Annotated in this window: 13 protein-coding genes; 4 read left to right on the plus strand and 9 right to left on the minus strand. The window is 70.6% G+C overall.

Annotated elements, in window-relative coordinates; translation table 11 throughout:
- Genes ABZ937_RS19125 through ABZ937_RS19145 form a run of 5 tightly spaced genes read right to left on the minus strand, consistent with a single transcriptional unit; the run spans position 1 to position 6065 of the window.
- Positions 1-348, minus strand: a complete 348-nt coding sequence (locus tag ABZ937_RS19125; protein WP_361693242.1) for a DoxX family protein — start codon at positions 346-348, stop codon at positions 1-3.
- Positions 345-2366, minus strand: coding sequence for an acetoacetate--CoA ligase (locus tag ABZ937_RS19130; protein ID WP_361693244.1), 2022 nt, complete (start codon positions 2364-2366; stop codon positions 345-347). The genes ABZ937_RS19125 and ABZ937_RS19130 overlap by 4 nt, the downstream gene beginning before the upstream one ends.
- Positions 2363-3985, minus strand: coding sequence for a bifunctional 3-(3-hydroxy-phenyl)propionate/3-hydroxycinnamic acid hydroxylase (locus ABZ937_RS19135; RefSeq protein ID WP_361693246.1), 1623 nt, complete (start codon positions 3983-3985; stop codon positions 2363-2365). Before ABZ937_RS19135 ends, ABZ937_RS19130 begins: the two co-directional genes overlap by 4 nt.
- Positions 3982-4920: a fumarylacetoacetate hydrolase family protein gene (locus ABZ937_RS19140; protein WP_361693248.1), complete on the minus strand. Its 939-nt coding sequence runs from the start codon at positions 4918-4920 to the stop codon at positions 3982-3984. Before ABZ937_RS19140 ends, ABZ937_RS19135 begins: the two co-directional genes overlap by 4 nt.
- The gene (locus tag ABZ937_RS19145; RefSeq protein ID WP_361693250.1) at positions 4917-6065 is read right to left on the minus strand and encodes a VOC family protein; all 1149 of its coding nucleotides are present in this window, start codon (positions 6063-6065) and stop codon (positions 4917-4919) included. Before ABZ937_RS19145 ends, ABZ937_RS19140 begins: the two co-directional genes overlap by 4 nt.
- A 138-nt stretch (positions 6066-6203) precedes the next feature.
- Between ABZ937_RS19145 and ABZ937_RS19150 the strand changes: the two genes are divergently transcribed.
- Positions 6204-6839 carry a TetR/AcrR family transcriptional regulator gene (locus ABZ937_RS19150; RefSeq protein WP_361693252.1) on the plus strand — a complete coding sequence of 212 codons (636 nt, stop codon included), beginning with the start codon at positions 6204-6206 and terminating at the stop codon, positions 6837-6839.
- Here the strand turns inward: ABZ937_RS19150 and ABZ937_RS19155 are convergent.
- From ABZ937_RS19155 to ABZ937_RS19165, 3 genes are all read right to left on the minus strand, one after another.
- Positions 6808-7458, minus strand: a complete 651-nt coding sequence (locus tag ABZ937_RS19155) for a TetR/AcrR family transcriptional regulator (RefSeq protein ID WP_361693254.1) — start codon at positions 7456-7458, stop codon at positions 6808-6810. The genes ABZ937_RS19150 and ABZ937_RS19155 overlap by 32 nt on opposite strands.
- Positions 7459-7566: 108 nt before the next feature.
- Positions 7567-8613, minus strand: coding sequence for a zinc-binding dehydrogenase (locus tag ABZ937_RS19160; RefSeq protein WP_361693256.1), 1047 nt, complete (start codon positions 8611-8613; stop codon positions 7567-7569).
- Positions 8614-8772: 159 nt separating this feature from the next.
- Positions 8773-11994 (minus strand): cytochrome P450, encoded by a 3222-nt coding sequence (locus tag ABZ937_RS19165; RefSeq protein WP_361693258.1) that lies wholly within the window; start codon positions 11992-11994, stop codon positions 8773-8775.
- Positions 11995-12235: 241 nt separating this feature from the next.
- Here ABZ937_RS19165 and ABZ937_RS19170 point away from each other — a divergent pair, with 241 nt between their 5' ends.
- From ABZ937_RS19170 to ABZ937_RS19180, 3 genes are all read left to right on the plus strand, one after another.
- A complete protein-coding gene (locus tag ABZ937_RS19170; protein ID WP_361693260.1) occupies positions 12236-12892 on the plus strand; it encodes a TetR family transcriptional regulator in 657 nt (218 codons plus the stop codon).
- Between the two features lie 351 nt (positions 12893-13243).
- On the plus strand, positions 13244-13471 hold the full coding sequence (locus tag ABZ937_RS19175; RefSeq protein ID WP_361693262.1) for a hypothetical protein: 228 nt from the start codon (positions 13244-13246) through the stop codon (positions 13469-13471).
- A 94-nt stretch (positions 13472-13565) separates the two neighbouring features.
- Complete coding sequence (locus ABZ937_RS19180; RefSeq protein WP_361693531.1) at positions 13566-13784, plus strand: SpoIIE family protein phosphatase; 219 nt, start codon at positions 13566-13568, stop codon at positions 13782-13784.
- A gap of 233 nt (positions 13785-14017) precedes the next feature.
- Here the strand turns inward: ABZ937_RS19180 and ABZ937_RS19185 are convergent, their stop codons facing one another.
- Positions 14018-14347 carry an NIPSNAP family protein gene (locus ABZ937_RS19185; RefSeq protein ID WP_361693264.1) on the minus strand — a complete coding sequence of 110 codons (330 nt, stop codon included), beginning with the start codon at positions 14345-14347 and terminating at the stop codon, positions 14018-14020.
- Positions 14348-14386: the final 39 nt, after the last annotated feature.

The raw sequence follows: 14386 nt of genomic DNA on the forward strand, positions 1-14386 counted from the left end.
TCAGAGGCCGGGAAGGAGTACGAGATACCAGGCGACCAGGGCCGCGCATGTCACCGCGGGGAGGAGTTTCGCCGGCCCGTCGCCCTTGCGTACGTGCGTGGTCACGGCACCGGCGAGCAGCATCAGCAGCCCGATGCCGGCCAGGTCGCCGCACAGCGGAACGACCGGGCCGAGGGCCATGCCGATGGCGCCCGCCAGCTCCAGCGTGCCGATGACCCGGTAGGCCGCGGTGGTGAAGCCGGCGTGGGCGGCCAGCTCGGGCACAGGCCCCAGGGCCAGGATCTTGGCCGCGCCAAGCAGGGCGAAGATCAGCGCGAGGAGACAGGTCAGCGAGGCGGAGAGGATCACGAGGCGCCTTCGGGGGTGTGCGGGCGGCGGGCCTGGCGGCGTTCGGCGCCCAGGCCGGCGAAGTAGGCGATCAGGTCGGGGTTGTCGACCGCGGAGGGGTTGAGGACCTGGTCGGCGCGGGCGCCCTGGAGGAGACGCTTGACGGGGACCTCGAGCTTCTTGCCGGTCTTCGTGTGCGGGATGGCCGGCACGGGGAGGATCTCGTCGGGGACGTGGCGGGGTGAGGCGCCGGTGCGGATCGCGTCGCGGATCTTCTCGCACAGGGACTCGTCCAGACCGACCCCGTCGGCGAGGACCACGAAGAGCGGCATCCAGTAGCCGCCGTCGGGTTCCTCCGCGCCGATGACGAGGGCCTCGGCGATCTCCGGGAGGCGTTCGACGATGTCGTGGATGTCGGCGCTGCCCAGGCGTACGCCGTTGCGGTTGAGGGTGGCGTCGGAACGGCCGTGGACGATCACCGAGCCGTGGGAGGTGAGGGTGATCCAGTCGCCGTGCCGCCACACGCCCGGGTAGGCGGAGAAATAGGCGTCGCGGTAGCGGCTGCCGTCGGGGTCGTTCCAGAAGTACAGCGGCATGGACGGCATCGGGCGGGTGACGACCAGTTCGCCGACCAGGTCGACGACCGGCCGTCCCGCGCCGTCGTACGCCGCGAGCGCCACGCCGAGGTTGGGGGCCGACAGCTCACCCGCCCAGACCGGGGTGGTGGGGGCGCTGCCGGCGAAGGCGGAGACGACGTCGGTGCCGCCGCTGGTGGAGGCCAGCTGGATGCCCGCGCCCACGTGGTCGCGGACCCAGGGGTAGGCGGAGGCGGGCAGGGTGGAGCCGGTGCTGCCGATGGCGCGGACGGCCGACAGGTCGTGCACGGAGGGTTCGATGCCCAGCTTGGCCATGGCCAGCAGGTACTGGGGGCTGGTGCCGAAGACGGTGATCTTGTGGCGGGCCGCCAGCTCCCACAGGACGTCCGGGCGCGCCGCCGGCGCGGGGCTGCCGTCGTAGGTGCAGGTGGTGGCGCCGGTGAGCAGGGTGGAGACGACCAGGTTCCACATCATCCAGTGGGTGGTGGTGTACCACAGCAGGCGGTCACCGATGCCCAGGTCGCAGTGCAGGGCGAGGATCTTGAGGTGTTCGAGCAGGACGCCTCCGTGGCCGTGGACGATGCCTTTGGGCAGGCCGGTGGTGCCGGAGGAGAAGACGATCCACAGCGGGTGGTCGAACGGAACCGGGGCGATGGTGAGGTACTCGACACGGGTGGTCGCGTCCTCCCAGGGAACCGTCAGCACCGAGTGTCCGCCCTCAGGCCACGCGAGGCCCACGTGGTCCACGAGCACCGTGGCCTTCAGCGTCGGCAGGGCGGCGGCCAGCTCGAGCGAGGCGGTACGACGGTCGTGCGTGGTCCCGTTGAAGAGGTAGCCGTCCGCCGTGATGAGCACGGTGGGTTCGAGCTGGGCGAAGCGGTCGGCTGCGGCCTTGGGGGAGTAGTCCTGGCCGCACACCGACCACACCGCGCCCAGGCTGGCCGTGGCGAGGAAGGCGATGACGGCGTGGGGGGTGTTGGGCAGGTAGCCCACCACCCGGTCGCCCGGTCCGACGCCCAGGTCGCGCAGGGTGGCGGCGACCGAGGCGACCTGAGCGCGCAGTTGCCGGCCCGTGATCTCGTAGGCGGCTCCGGTCTCGTCCAGTGCGGTGATCGCGGGGGCGTCCGGGTGCAGGTTGCGCAGCGCGTGGTGCGCGTAGTTGAGGGTGGCGCCGGGGAACCAGCGGGCGCCGGGCATGGTCTCCTCGGTCAGCACCCGCTCGTACGGGGTTGTGGCGTCGATGTCGAAGTACTTCCACACCGCCGCCCAGAATCCTTCCAGGTCGGTGACGGACCAGTGGTGCAGGGCCTGGTAGTCGGTGGGGTCCTGGAGCCCTTCGACGCCCTGGTGTCGGACGGCCCAGCGGGCGAAGTCCGCGATGCGGCTGCCGACGGCCGTCTTCGGGTCGGGCGGCAGGAACGGTTCCGGATGCGGGGTGGTCACGGTGTGGTGCTCCTCGGCAGGGGGACGGGCCGGGCATCGGTGGTACGGCGGGCCGTGTGCAGCAGGGAGGCCCACGCGGTGGGGTCCGGGAAGTGGCCGGCCCCGGCGGGGACGGTGTCCATCACGACGCGGTCGGGGCGTAGCAGGGCGGCGTCGGCTCGGCCGCGGGCCAGCCAGGCCGCCAGCGTGCCGTCGTCGTTCAGGTCGTCGACGTGGATCGTGGGTGCGTCCAGCGCCGTGGCCACGGCCGTCATCTGCGGGGTGGGCGGCACAGCGGTCAGGAGGGCGAAGGAGTCTCCGAGGACGTCGTCCAGGCGCGTTCGCCTGCCGTCGACGGTCACCCAGGGCTGCGGGCAGAAGGTGCCGGTCAGCCCGCGTCCGATGAACCCGGGGCGGCGCCGTACGAGCGGGCCGGCGGTCAGTGCGGGGCTGAGGTCGCGGCTCACCGTCTTGGTTACGCCGGGGACGCGGCATGCCGCGCCGACGACGGCCCGGCGGAGTGCCGCGCCGCGGTCCTGTCCACCCGTCATGGCCCAGCCGATGGCCACCGCGAGCCGGATCACGTAGCGGGCGTGCGGTTTGCGCTCGCGCTCGTAGGTGTCCAACAGCCCGTCGTCCGCGCCCTGTCGGAGAACGCGGGCGAGCTTCCAGGTGAGGTTTCGGGCGTCGCGCAGGCCCGCGCACAGGCCCTGTCCGATGAAGGGCGGGGTGAGGTGGGCCGCATCGCCCAGCAGGAAGACGCGTCCCCGGCGCCAGCGGTCGGCGAGGCGGGCCCGGAAGGTGTACTGCGCCTGCCGGATCACCTCGAAGTCGTCGCTCCAGGCGGCGGCGGACGGGAGGTCCACCCAGGGGGCGACCAGCTCGCGCAGCCGTTCCCGGCCGTCCGGGCCGTCCAGGTCTACGTCGGCGGGCAGCCGGAACTCCCAGCGGTAGCGGTCCTCGCCGAGGCGCATGAAGGTGGCGGGCCGGGTGGGGCAGCAGATCTGGTCGACGCCCTCCCAGGTCCGCACCGGGCGGCTGGTGCGGACGTCGATGACCCGCCAGCTCTCCTCGAAGTGGAGGTCCTCCCATACGGCGCCGATGGCGTCGCGGGTGAGGCTGCCGGCGCCGTCGCAGCCGAGGACCGCATCGGCCCACACGTGCTCGTCCTCGTCGCTGCCTTCGCGGCGGAAGGTGACCAGGACCGGAGCCGTCCCGTCGGTGTCCTGACTGACGGACACGACCTCCACCCCGTCCCACAACTCACACTCCGGGCTGCGCGCCAGGGCGGCGCGCAGCAGGCGCTCGAGGTCGGGCTGGTCGAACATACTGGTCTGGGGGTAGCCATGATGGCCGTGCCGGGATCGTGTGAATTCGGCTATCACGCGGTGCCGGGCGTCCAGCAGCCGCAGCCCGCGCGCCGGCCGGGCCAGGGCGGCGAACTCCTCCTGGACGCCGACGCTGTGCAGGATCCGGCGCACCTCGTCGTCCACGACGACGGCACGCGGCAGGGGGTAGACGTCCCGGTGGCGTTCGAGGAGCAGGCTGGGCACTCCGTGCCGGGCGAGCAGGAGCGCGGCCGTGACTCCCACGGGTCCCGCGCCGACGATGACCACCGGTCTCCGGGCCGTGGCGCTCACCTCGCGTCCGCCACAGCGGTCCGCTGCTCGCCCAGGTCGATGTGCCCGTCGGGGGTGGCGATGGTGGCGGTGACGAGGTCGCCGTCGCGCAGGTATCGGGGGTTCTTGGCCTGACCGTTGAAGAACGCCTTCCACTTCAGCGCGGGCGGCAGCAGCGCGGCGATCTTCTCGACCGGCTTGGGCGGGGCCTTCAGGGCGGTGCCGCCGGGTGTGCCGGTCAACAGCAGGTCGCCCGGGTCGAGGGTCTGGAAGCGGGCGAGCAGGGTGAGCGCCTGCGCCGGTCGTACGATCATGTCGGCCAGGGTGCGGTCCTGGCGCGGTACGCCGTTGACCGACAGCCGCAGCCGCAGGTCGATCAGCCGGGCGAAGTCCTCGGGCTCCAGCAGGGCCAGGTACGGACCCGTCGGTGTGAAGGTCGGGTAGGACTTGCTCTCGTAGAACTGCGTCTTGGTCAGCTGCACGTCGCGGGCGCTGACGTCGTTGGTGAGGACGAGCCCGGCGACATACGAGGGAAGGTCCTGCTCCTCCACAACTGTGCCCACCGGGAGCGTCGCGCCCATGACGAGGCCGAGTTCGACTTCGTAGTCGAGGAAGTTCACGTGTGCCGGGCGGACGATCGTGTCGTGCGGGCCGCTGACCGAGCCGGATGCCTTGCGGAAGAAGGTGGGCGGTATGTCGCCGGTGAAGCCCGAGTCCTTGGCGTGGCTGCGGTAGTTGACCATCTGGGCGACCACCCGGCAGGGGGTGGTGACCGGGGGCAGCGCCACCAGGTCGGCGACGGGTGTGCCGCTCTCGCCGGAGGCGGCGGCATCCCGCACGGCGGCCCGGTCGGCGAGCAGTTCGGCGGTGGTGACGGCCTTGGTCTCGATGCGGACGGCGCGCTCGTTTCGGACGGCCCACCAGCCGTCGGGGGTGCGCAGAACGTTGGTGCTCATGAGCTCATCGCTTTCATCAGGCCCAGCAGGCGTGCGGGGTCGAGTTCGTTGTCGTCGCGCAGGGCCGTCATGACCTCGCGGAGCTTGACGGGGGAGGGGCTGGTGCCGAGGAAGTCGCGGGTGACGGGCGGGCCCCACTGGGCCAGTCCGCTCGCCGACATCGGTGCCCATCCGGGTTCGAGGTCGCAGGAGAACAGGTCGCCGTCGGCGAAGTGCTCCAGCATGAAGCGGTCGGGGTCGCGCCAGTAGTCGAAGAGCTGGCTGCCCTGGATGTGTCGGCCGATGCCCCAGCTGCGCTGGTAGCCGCGCTCGGCCAGGTACTCGCCGCCGGCGGCGATCGCGTCGAGGTCGGTGACCTGGTAGGCGGAGTGGACGTAACCGGTACCGGGCCCCAGGTGCAGGGCGAGGGTGTGGTGGTCCACGGGCGTGCTGCCCTGGTCGCAGCGGATGAACGCCATGGTCGGCCCGCGGTCGCGCTGCCCGTCCAGGAACAGGAAGTCGGACACGATCATCCCGAGGGTGTCCAGGTACCAGTCCAGGGTGCGGGTGAACGACCGCGTCTCCAGCACCACGTGACCGAGGCGCTGGATGCGGGACGGCTCACGGGGCGGGCGCTGGATGGTGTTCGTACGACGGCCTTCGATGCCGGTGTTGAGGATCAGCGGCTGCTGCCCGGGCAGCTCGGGAAGCGGTTCGGCGCAGTGCACCACCCGGACCGGGAGTCCCGAGGGATCGAACAGGGCGACCGACCGGCCGCCGCCGGGGACGTCGATGTCCCGGACGGTGTGGCCGACGGCGGCGGCCAGCCGGTCCACATCGGTCCGTTCGGCCGCGCGGAACGCGGGCCCGAGGAAACGGGAGGCGTGGCCGCGCCGGATGACCATGCAGGGCGAGCCCGCGAACGTGCCGCGCAGCCACAGCTCGTGCTCGGTGCGGGCGGCGATCGCGAAGCCGAAGTCGCGGGCGAACACCTCGGCCCGGTCCAGGTCCGGCTTCTCGAACTCCAGCCAGGCCAGGTCCGCCACTTTGATCACGGGATTCCGGGCCCGTCCGGGGTGTTCACCGCGCAGGGCGCCCTGCTCACTGTGAAGGTCCTGGTGGGGCGTCAGAGGACCGCCGCCCTTGTTAACGGGGATGTGGGACATGGTGTCCTCCAAGCAACACTGCCGTAATGAGGAAATCATCAACTCTGCTGTTTCTCGTCGTCAATAGGCGTAGCCCAAATAATTGAGGATCTCATCAGTAATGGCAGGGTCATCGTTGCGGCGGTTACACTGGGCCGTATGCCGACGTCAGCCCCACCCAAGAACCGCTTCGAGCGACGCCGTGCCGAGACCCGCCAGGCGCTCGTCCGCGCGGCCCGGCAGATCCTCGCGGAAACCGGGGACACGAGCGCGAGCATCCAGGCCATCGCCGAGCGCGCCGATGTCGGCTTCGGGTCCTTCTACAACCACTTCGAGTCGAAGACGGAGCTGTTCGACGCGGCGGTGACGGACGCCCTGGAGGAGTTCGGGCAGGTCATCGACGAGCGCGTGGAAGGCATCGACGACCCGGCCGAGCTGGTCGCGGTCGGCTTCCGGCTCACCGCCCGGATGGCCGACTCCCACCCGGAACTCCTGCGGATCCTGCGCGACCGCGGCCTGGCCCACATCCACGCCGACAGCGGCCTCGCCCCACGCGCCCTGCGCGACCTGGAGATCGGCATCGCCTCAGGCCGCTTCACCTGCGGCAACGCGACCACCGCCCTGTCCGCCCTGGGGGGCACCCTGCTGTCCCTCGTGGCTCTTCGGCTGGACCGCCCGGACCTCGACGGCGACGAGGCCGCCTCCGACCTGGCCGAGATGGTCCTGCGCATGCTCGGCGTCCCCCCGGACGACGCCCATGAGGTCACCCGGCGCCCGCTTCCCGACCCTGCCTGACAACGTCCTGCACCTGGAGCGCAGCCGCCTGTGGTGCCACGCCGACGGCTATGAGGAACGCGGTTGCCGCGGCCTCACCCGTGGGGTCGGCCCATGTGCACGCGGCGTTCTCCTCGGCGAGGGCCAGCATCAGTGCCTCCAGCGCTTGGGCGAGGACAGGTGCGGGAAGGTGGTCCGCGAAGACGCCTTCGCGCTGACCACGTCGTAGGGTCGCGACGGCTTCTGCGCGGGCCGGTGCCAGAGTGGTACGGATCGCGTCCTCTCCCAGATGGCGGCGTCCCAAGGCGATGAGCATGCGGTACTGGTCGCCCACCGGCCATGCCGCCAGCACCATCCGTGTCATCGTTTCCATCGGGTCGGCATCCGTGGTCCGCGCCGCGGCGAACGCCTGCCGGAGCTCGTGGCTCGCTTCCCGCGCCAGGTCGGCGATCAGCGCATGCCGGCTGGGGAAGTGTCCGTAGAGGGTGCGCCGGGCGACGCCGGCCGCCTGAGAGATGCTGTCGAGACTCGCGTCCGGGTCCACCCGCAGTATCCGTCGGGCGGTCGCGAGGATGCGTCGGCGGTTGGAGTGAGCATCCCTGCGCTGCACAGTACGGCCCGGGGTGTCGGTCGTCTGCATGGTTCTTTCTCTCCACGGTTGCCGGAAAGCCGTGGGCGCCGGTGCTCCCTCACGCACCGGCGCCCACTCACCCCTGCCCAGGGTGGCTTGTCGTCCGGCTGACGGGCGTCAGGGGACGAGGACGAGGCGGATCGGGTCGCCGATCTTGTTCTCCAGTCGGTGGATGGCGTCGGCGGCCTCGACGAGCGGGATGTGGTCGGTGATGGAGGGGGCCAGGTCGAGGCGGCCGGCCGCGGTCAGCTGTACCAGCTCGGAGACGGACTCGGGGAAGCCGCCGTAGTGGCCGCGCACCTGCTTCTGCAGGTAGTTGAAGGTCAGGCCCTCGGTGATGGTGAGCGGCTTGGGCGTGATGCCCACCAGGATCAGGGAGCCGCCCAGGCCGAGCACGGAGGCGGCCTGGTCGCGGACGGCGGGGACGCCGGCGCAGTCGAAGGCGAAGTCGAGGCCGCGTCCGCCGGTGGCTGCGCGGACCTGGTCGGCGAAGTCGGGGGCTGCCGGGTCGAGCGCGTGGTCCGCGCCGAAGGCGAGGGCGCGCTCGCGGGCGCTGGGCAGCGGGTCGACGGCGATGATCGGGGCGGCGCCGACCAGGCGGGCGAGGCGTACGTTGTGCGCACCGACTCCGCCCACGCCCCAGACGCCGACGGACTGGGCGGCACGGACGCCCGCGGTGGCGACGACGGCGGCGTAGGGGGTGGAGACCGCGTCGGGGATGATCGCGGCCTGGTCGAAAGGGAGGCTGTCGGGGATGGGGATGAGGGTGTCCTCGCGGGCGATGACGTACTCGGCCCAGCCGCCGTCGTAGTCGATGCCGGCGGTGAGCATCTGGGTGCAGGGGCGGTGGCGCACGCATCCGGCGCACGTGCCGCAGGTCTTGCCGGCCTCCAGGGTGACGCGGGTGCCGACGGCCAGGCCGCGCTTGAGGTCGGAGCCGAGCGTGTGGATCACGCCGGAGACCTCGTGGCCGACGGTGATGGTGTCGGAGGTGGCGAACAGCGGGACGAGGGAGCCGTCGAGGAGGTGGACGTCGGAGAGGCAGACGCCGGCGGCCTTGACCTCGATGAGGACCTCGCCCGGGCCCGGCACGGGGATCGGGACCTCTTCCACGGCGAACTTCTTGCTGTCCAGGTGGAAGCGTCCGGCGAGCATGGTGTCCATGGTGATCTGCTTTCTGTGAGCGGCACGGCCCGGTGGTTCGGGCCATGGGTGCCATGGAGTGTCTGAATGGCTGGTGGGGCCGGGAGACGTGCGGGGAGGCAGGACGCCCGCACGCCTCCCGGCGGCTGGGGGTCGGCGCGCCTTGACGGCGTGCGACGGTCAGGCGAAGACGTCCTGCTGGTAGCGCTCGTCCGCTTCGAGCTGGGCGAGCCACTGCTGGGCGGTCTCGTCGTCGCTGCCGGTCCGCTCGCGGTGGATGGCGGCGAGTGCCTCGCGGACGGCGGGTGCCATACGGCGGCCGTCACCGCAGACGTAGATATACGCGCCGTCCTCGATGGCCTGCCACACCGTGTCGGCGGCGTGGGCGATGGCGTTCTGCACGAACCGGGCCGGGTGGCCGGTCACCGCGGAGAAGGCGGCGTGCACCTGCGCGATGCCGGCCTGCTCCCAGTCCTGCATCTCCTGGCGGTAGAAGTAATCGTGTTCCGGGTGGCGGCAGCCGACGAACACCTGCGACACGCCCACCTGGGAGCCGTTCGCGTGCTGTGTCGCCCGCTCCTCCAGGAAGCCGCGCAGCGGCGCGATGCCGGTGCCGGGGCCGATGAGGATCAGCGGCGTGGCGGGGTCGGCGGGCGGGGCGAACGTCGGGGAGGGCACGCGGACGTAGCCGTACACGACGTCCCCGGGCTCGAGGCCGGCGATGTAGGCGGAGCAGGTGCCGCGGTACTGGCCGTCGCCGGACAGGGCCGGGCCTTCCAGCAGGCCGACGGTCAGGCGCACATGGCGCGGGTTGGCCGACGGGGCGGAGGAGATGGAGTAGAAGCGCGGGCGGATGGGGCCCATCATCTCCAGGAACACCGCGAGCGGCAGTTCGACGGCCGGGAAGCGCTCCAGCAGGCCCAGCACCGAGATGCGCTTGCCGAGGATTTCCTTCTGGTAGCGCTCCTCGGCCTCCTCCGTTTCGGCGGTGTACGCCTGGAGCTGCGGCCGGGTCCACGGGCACTGGGTGTACTCGGCGAGCGTCTGGATCTGGGACCGGGTGGCCACGTCCTGCAGCTCCAGGAACTCGGTGAGCAGGATGCCGGCGGTGACCGGGGTGCCGACCGGCAGATGCGTGCGGCCACCGGCCGGCTGGTCGAGCCGGAGCACCTGGTCGTAGTCGACGCCGAGCCGCCTCAGGGCGCGCTCCACCAGGGCGAGTTCGTTCTTGGCGAAGACGGCCAGGTGGTTGCCGGTGGCGTAGGTGACGCCCTCGGGCAGCTCGAAGGTGATGGACTTCGCGGACGGGCGCGGCGGCTCGATCTGGAAGTCCCACAGGCCGGTCGCGTCGGCCACCAGTTCCTCGTTGGCGACCACGGTGAGCGGGTACGCCTGCTCGGAGACGATGGCGGGGCGCACGTCGGACTCGGTGAGCAGCTGGACCTGGTAACGGGGGCCGCTCGCCTGGGAGGTGTCGGCGGCGTACTCCTCGGCAAGGGTGGCCCACAGGGTGTCCATCCACCGCGTGGCCATGCCGTCGAAGTCACCGGCGGCGTCCGCGATACCGCGCTCGACGACGGGGGTGGCGCCGGCGGCCAGCAGACCTTCCTCGATCCGCTTGGGGAAGGCCTGGTAGGTGGCCACCCACTGGGTGTTGCCGGCGCCCAGCAGCGCGAACCGCACGTCCTTCAGCGAGCCCTCGGGCAGGCCGGCGGCGAGCAGGTCGTCGAAGCGCTGGGCGTTGTCGGGCGCCTTGCCGTTGTAGCTGGCGGCGACGACGGCAAGGAGGCCCTCGGTGGGCAGGTTGTCGCCCAGCTCGTCCAGGCTCACCAGCGTGGTGCCGAAGCCGGAGCGCTCGCCGCGGTCGGCGATGGTGCGGGCCAGGTCCTCGCACGAACCCAGGCTGGAGCCGTACGCCACCGTCAGGTTCACACCCACACCGCTGACCGCGGCCTGGGCCTGGGTGTCGTCCGTCTTCAGGTCCACGGCACCGAAGACGTTCCGCTCGTGCTCCTTGCGGCGGCGCACGACCAGTTCGAAGTCGCCGGGCTTGCGCGTCAGCGCCTCCTTGACGTCCATCTTGTAGTCGGCCGTGTCGGAGAACTTGAACTTCTGCAGCACCAGCGCCAGGACCAGGCGGGCCTCGGTGAGCGCGAACTGCCGGCCGATGCAGGCACGCACGCCGTTGCCGAACGGCTTGTAGGCGTGCGGGTGCTGCTTGGCGCGGTTCTCCGGCAGCCAACGGTCGATGTCGAACTCGTCGGGACGGTCCCATGCCTTGGGGTGGGTGTGCAGCGGTTCTTCGAGGATGTTGACCCGCGTGCCCTTCTTGAGCTGGTAGCGGCCGCCGATGACGGTGTCCTCAAGCGGGGCCTTGCCGATCAAAGGGATGGGGGCCCACAGGCGCAGGGTCTCGTCCAGGATCCGCGGGATGACGTCCATCTGCATGATCGTGTCGTAGCCCGGGACGGTGTCGCCGGGCATCAGCCGGTCCACCTCGGCGTAGGCCTGGGCCAGGATGTGCGGGTTGCGCATCAGCGAGTAGGTGGCGAACGACAGCAGGCCGCTGGTGGTCTCGTGGCCGGCGATCAGGAACGTCAGCACCTGGTCGCGGACGTTGTCGTCGGTCAGCGGCTTGCCGGTCTCCGGGTCGGTGGCCTCAAGCATCAGACCCAGCAGGTCCTCATCACCGCCGCCCTTCCCCTCGCGGCGCTCCTTGATCACGCTCTCGACCAGGTCCTGCATCAGCCGGATGTTCGCGCGGTACTTCCGGTCGTCCGCCTTGCGCAGCTTGGTCATCATCGGCAGCTCCTGCGAGCGCCGCAGCGACTCGATCAGCGCCTCCAGCAGCGCGTTCAGGAACGGGTGCAGCTCCTCCTCGTCGAAGGACTTGAACCGGTAGCCGAACCCCGACAGGGCGATGGTGTCCAGCGTCAGCCGGGTGTAGTCGTCGGTGATCTTGACCGGCTTCCCCTCCCTGGCCTCCCACTTGCCCGCCAGGTTCTGGGCGATCTCCAGCATCTGCCCGAAGTAGCCCCTCATGGCCCGCTGGCTGAAGGCCGGCAGCAGGATCCGGTGCGCCCTGCCCCATTCCTCTTCGTGCTGGTGCGCGGTGAACAGGCCCGCGTGCAAGTAGTCCCGGACATGGGCCAGCGGCGTCTTGTCGATCTGCTTGAAGAACCGCGTCTCGTCGCTGACCTCGGCCACCAGGTCCGGGTCATAGACGAAGACCTGCTCGATACCGGCGATGTCCATGCCGTAGATGCCCTCGGGGAACTGCTTGGACAGTTCGGCGAAGTACCCGAACGGGTTGGTGTCGGGGATCTGCGGCGTGTGGCCGAGCAGCGGGATCCCACGCGGGGACCGGATGGGACGAAGGTCGTTCGCGGAATGCGTGGTCATGGCTTGCTCCTGTGCGTGAAGGGGGGATGGGCAAGGGCGCGCTGGTCGGTGCCGCGCTGCATCACGGAAACATACGCCGTATGGAACTAGTACCGTACGGCGTATGGAAACCCCACGCAAGCCCGGGTCGTGCGGAGGGTGCTGTGATCGAGTTCATTTCCGTACGGCGTATGAAACTGGTACCGTACGTGGTATGGAAAAGAAGGTGAGGCGTCCCCCGCGGGGAACGAGGAAGAGGGACGTGCCTCTGACCGAGGCCGGGATCTATGCCGCCGCCCTGCGGCTCATCGACGAGGACGGCGTCGAGGCGCTCACCATGCGCAAACTCGCCACCGTGCTCGACGCGAATCCGATGTCGCTGTACCACCACGTGCCGAACAAGGAAGCCGTGCTGCGCGGCGTGGCGAGAATGGTCGGCGCCCAGTTCCGCACCGTGACACTGGAGGACGCTCCCTGGCAGGAGCGCATCCGCCTGCTCGCCATGGACTTTCGGACCCTGGCGCACCGTCACCCCGAGCTGATGGCCTACTCGTTCAGCCACCAGCCGGACTTCATCCAACCCGACGACCCGTTCTGGACCGCGCTCACCGCGATCGTGGCCGCTGCCGGGGTGTCCCCGTCGGAGGTCCCGGAGATCGCCGCTCTCATGGTCTCCGTCGTCGTCGGTGTCCTCAGCAGTGAACTCAACGGCTCGCTCCGGCAGTGGGCGAGCCTCAAGCCCCCCGGCCCTGATGTCGGCGACGGCGGGCCCACGGATGCTGGCCCTGGTCTCAGGGAAGCAGGTCCTGAAGGCCCTGATCCGGACCGCATGTTCCGTCTGGTGATGGACACGCTGATCGCGGGCCTGGAAAGCCGGCTCACCGCCGGTCGTGACGGCCAGGACGTCGACCCCCGTTGAGGCCGTGGCCCCGAATCGCTACGGCCTGGGGCTCGTCCGTGGCCGGCGAGCTCAGGTTGCTGCGCGCAGGAGGTCATGGGGCACCCCATCTCCGGAGAAGGCCGCTTCCGTGCGGGGAGGGGGCGGGATGGGCGGGTCAGACCTTACGCAGGTGCCGGAAGAGATCGTTTCCCGCGACGCCGGTCCGACTTTCCTGCGCTCCGGGCTCGGTCGGAGGCGGCCGGCAGGCTCGCTCGTTTCGGGCGGCGCGAGGAGAGCGACGCCGCTGCCGGCCAGTCCGCGAGCCGTGGCGACCCCGACAGCGCATCGCGCGCGGAGCACGCACGGCCAACGACGGCATAAAAAGGGCGTATGGGTGCGCGAGGGATATCGGATGATCGCGTCCTGGAGCAGCGCGCCGGGCGCGGGCTGCTGCTGATCGCGCTCGCACTGATCGTGGTCATCACCGTGACGGACATCGGCATAGGCGCCAGTGTTCATCTGGGCCCGCTGCTGGTCATCGCGCCGACTCCGACCGCCTCCTTCGCCGGTCCCCGGCTGACCGCTCCGGTCGGGCTCCGGCACAGGCAGCCCTGGTGATCATCTCGGTCTTCCACGGCGGGCTGACCACGACCAACCACGTGGCGCGGCTCATCGCCCTGGCCGTGCTGTCGGCTCTGGTGGTCTGCATTACCTGTGTACGGGAGCGACGTGCCCGCCCGAGCTCGTCACCGCCGTCGAAGAGAGCGTCTGCCGGAACCTGGAGGAGGCCGCTGATACCGTGCACGACGCCGGCGAGCACTTCATCACCGCCGTCCTCGTCGACATCCCCGATCAGGGCCCGCAGGCTGAGATGCTCGACTGCGGCCATCCGCCGCCCCGGCTGATCCGTGGAGAGCAGGTGACCATCTGAACTCCCGGCGCCCCGCACCCCCGTTGAGCCTGTGCTTCCTCTGCGTACGCAACGACCGCACCGACCCGGCGCGGTGCGCTGCGGCTGGGCGGGCGCCCGATCTCATGGCCATCGTGATCGCTGTCCGTCGAGCCGTTCACCGCGCCCGAGAGCGCTCTGGCTGCAGTGACCACATCCCGCGCGGCCGCCACTCGGGATACGGACCGGCCGCATCAGTCGTCGCAGGCCGACCGTCAGCGCAAGGGTGACTCCACGGTGGGCGTCAGCAGGGTCTCGTCGAGGCCGACGATCTGGCTGATGTCGAAGCCCTCCATGTCCGCGCGGAATTCAGGACTCGCCAGGTACGCCTCCAGCCGCTCCCGCACGTCGTCGGCGTCCTTGTAGGAAACGAGGGCATAGAGCCGGAAAGTCTCGCTTCCGGGCGCCGCGGGCACCGTCCAGACGCCGTGTGTGGTGATCCGGTGCTTGGCCATACCGGGAATGTGCCGGCCCCAGATCTTCTCGTAGGCGGTGAGCGCGTCGGGGCTGCGCAGGGTGTAGACACGGAGCTGGTACTGGGGCATGGACACTCGTTCCTCTTCTTCAGGGTGTGGACGGTCGGC

Origin of the sequence: Streptomyces sp. NPDC046727 (assembly GCF_040645635.1) — a bacterium.
Taxonomy (GTDB): Bacteria; Actinomycetota; Actinomycetes; order Streptomycetales; family Streptomycetaceae; genus Streptomyces.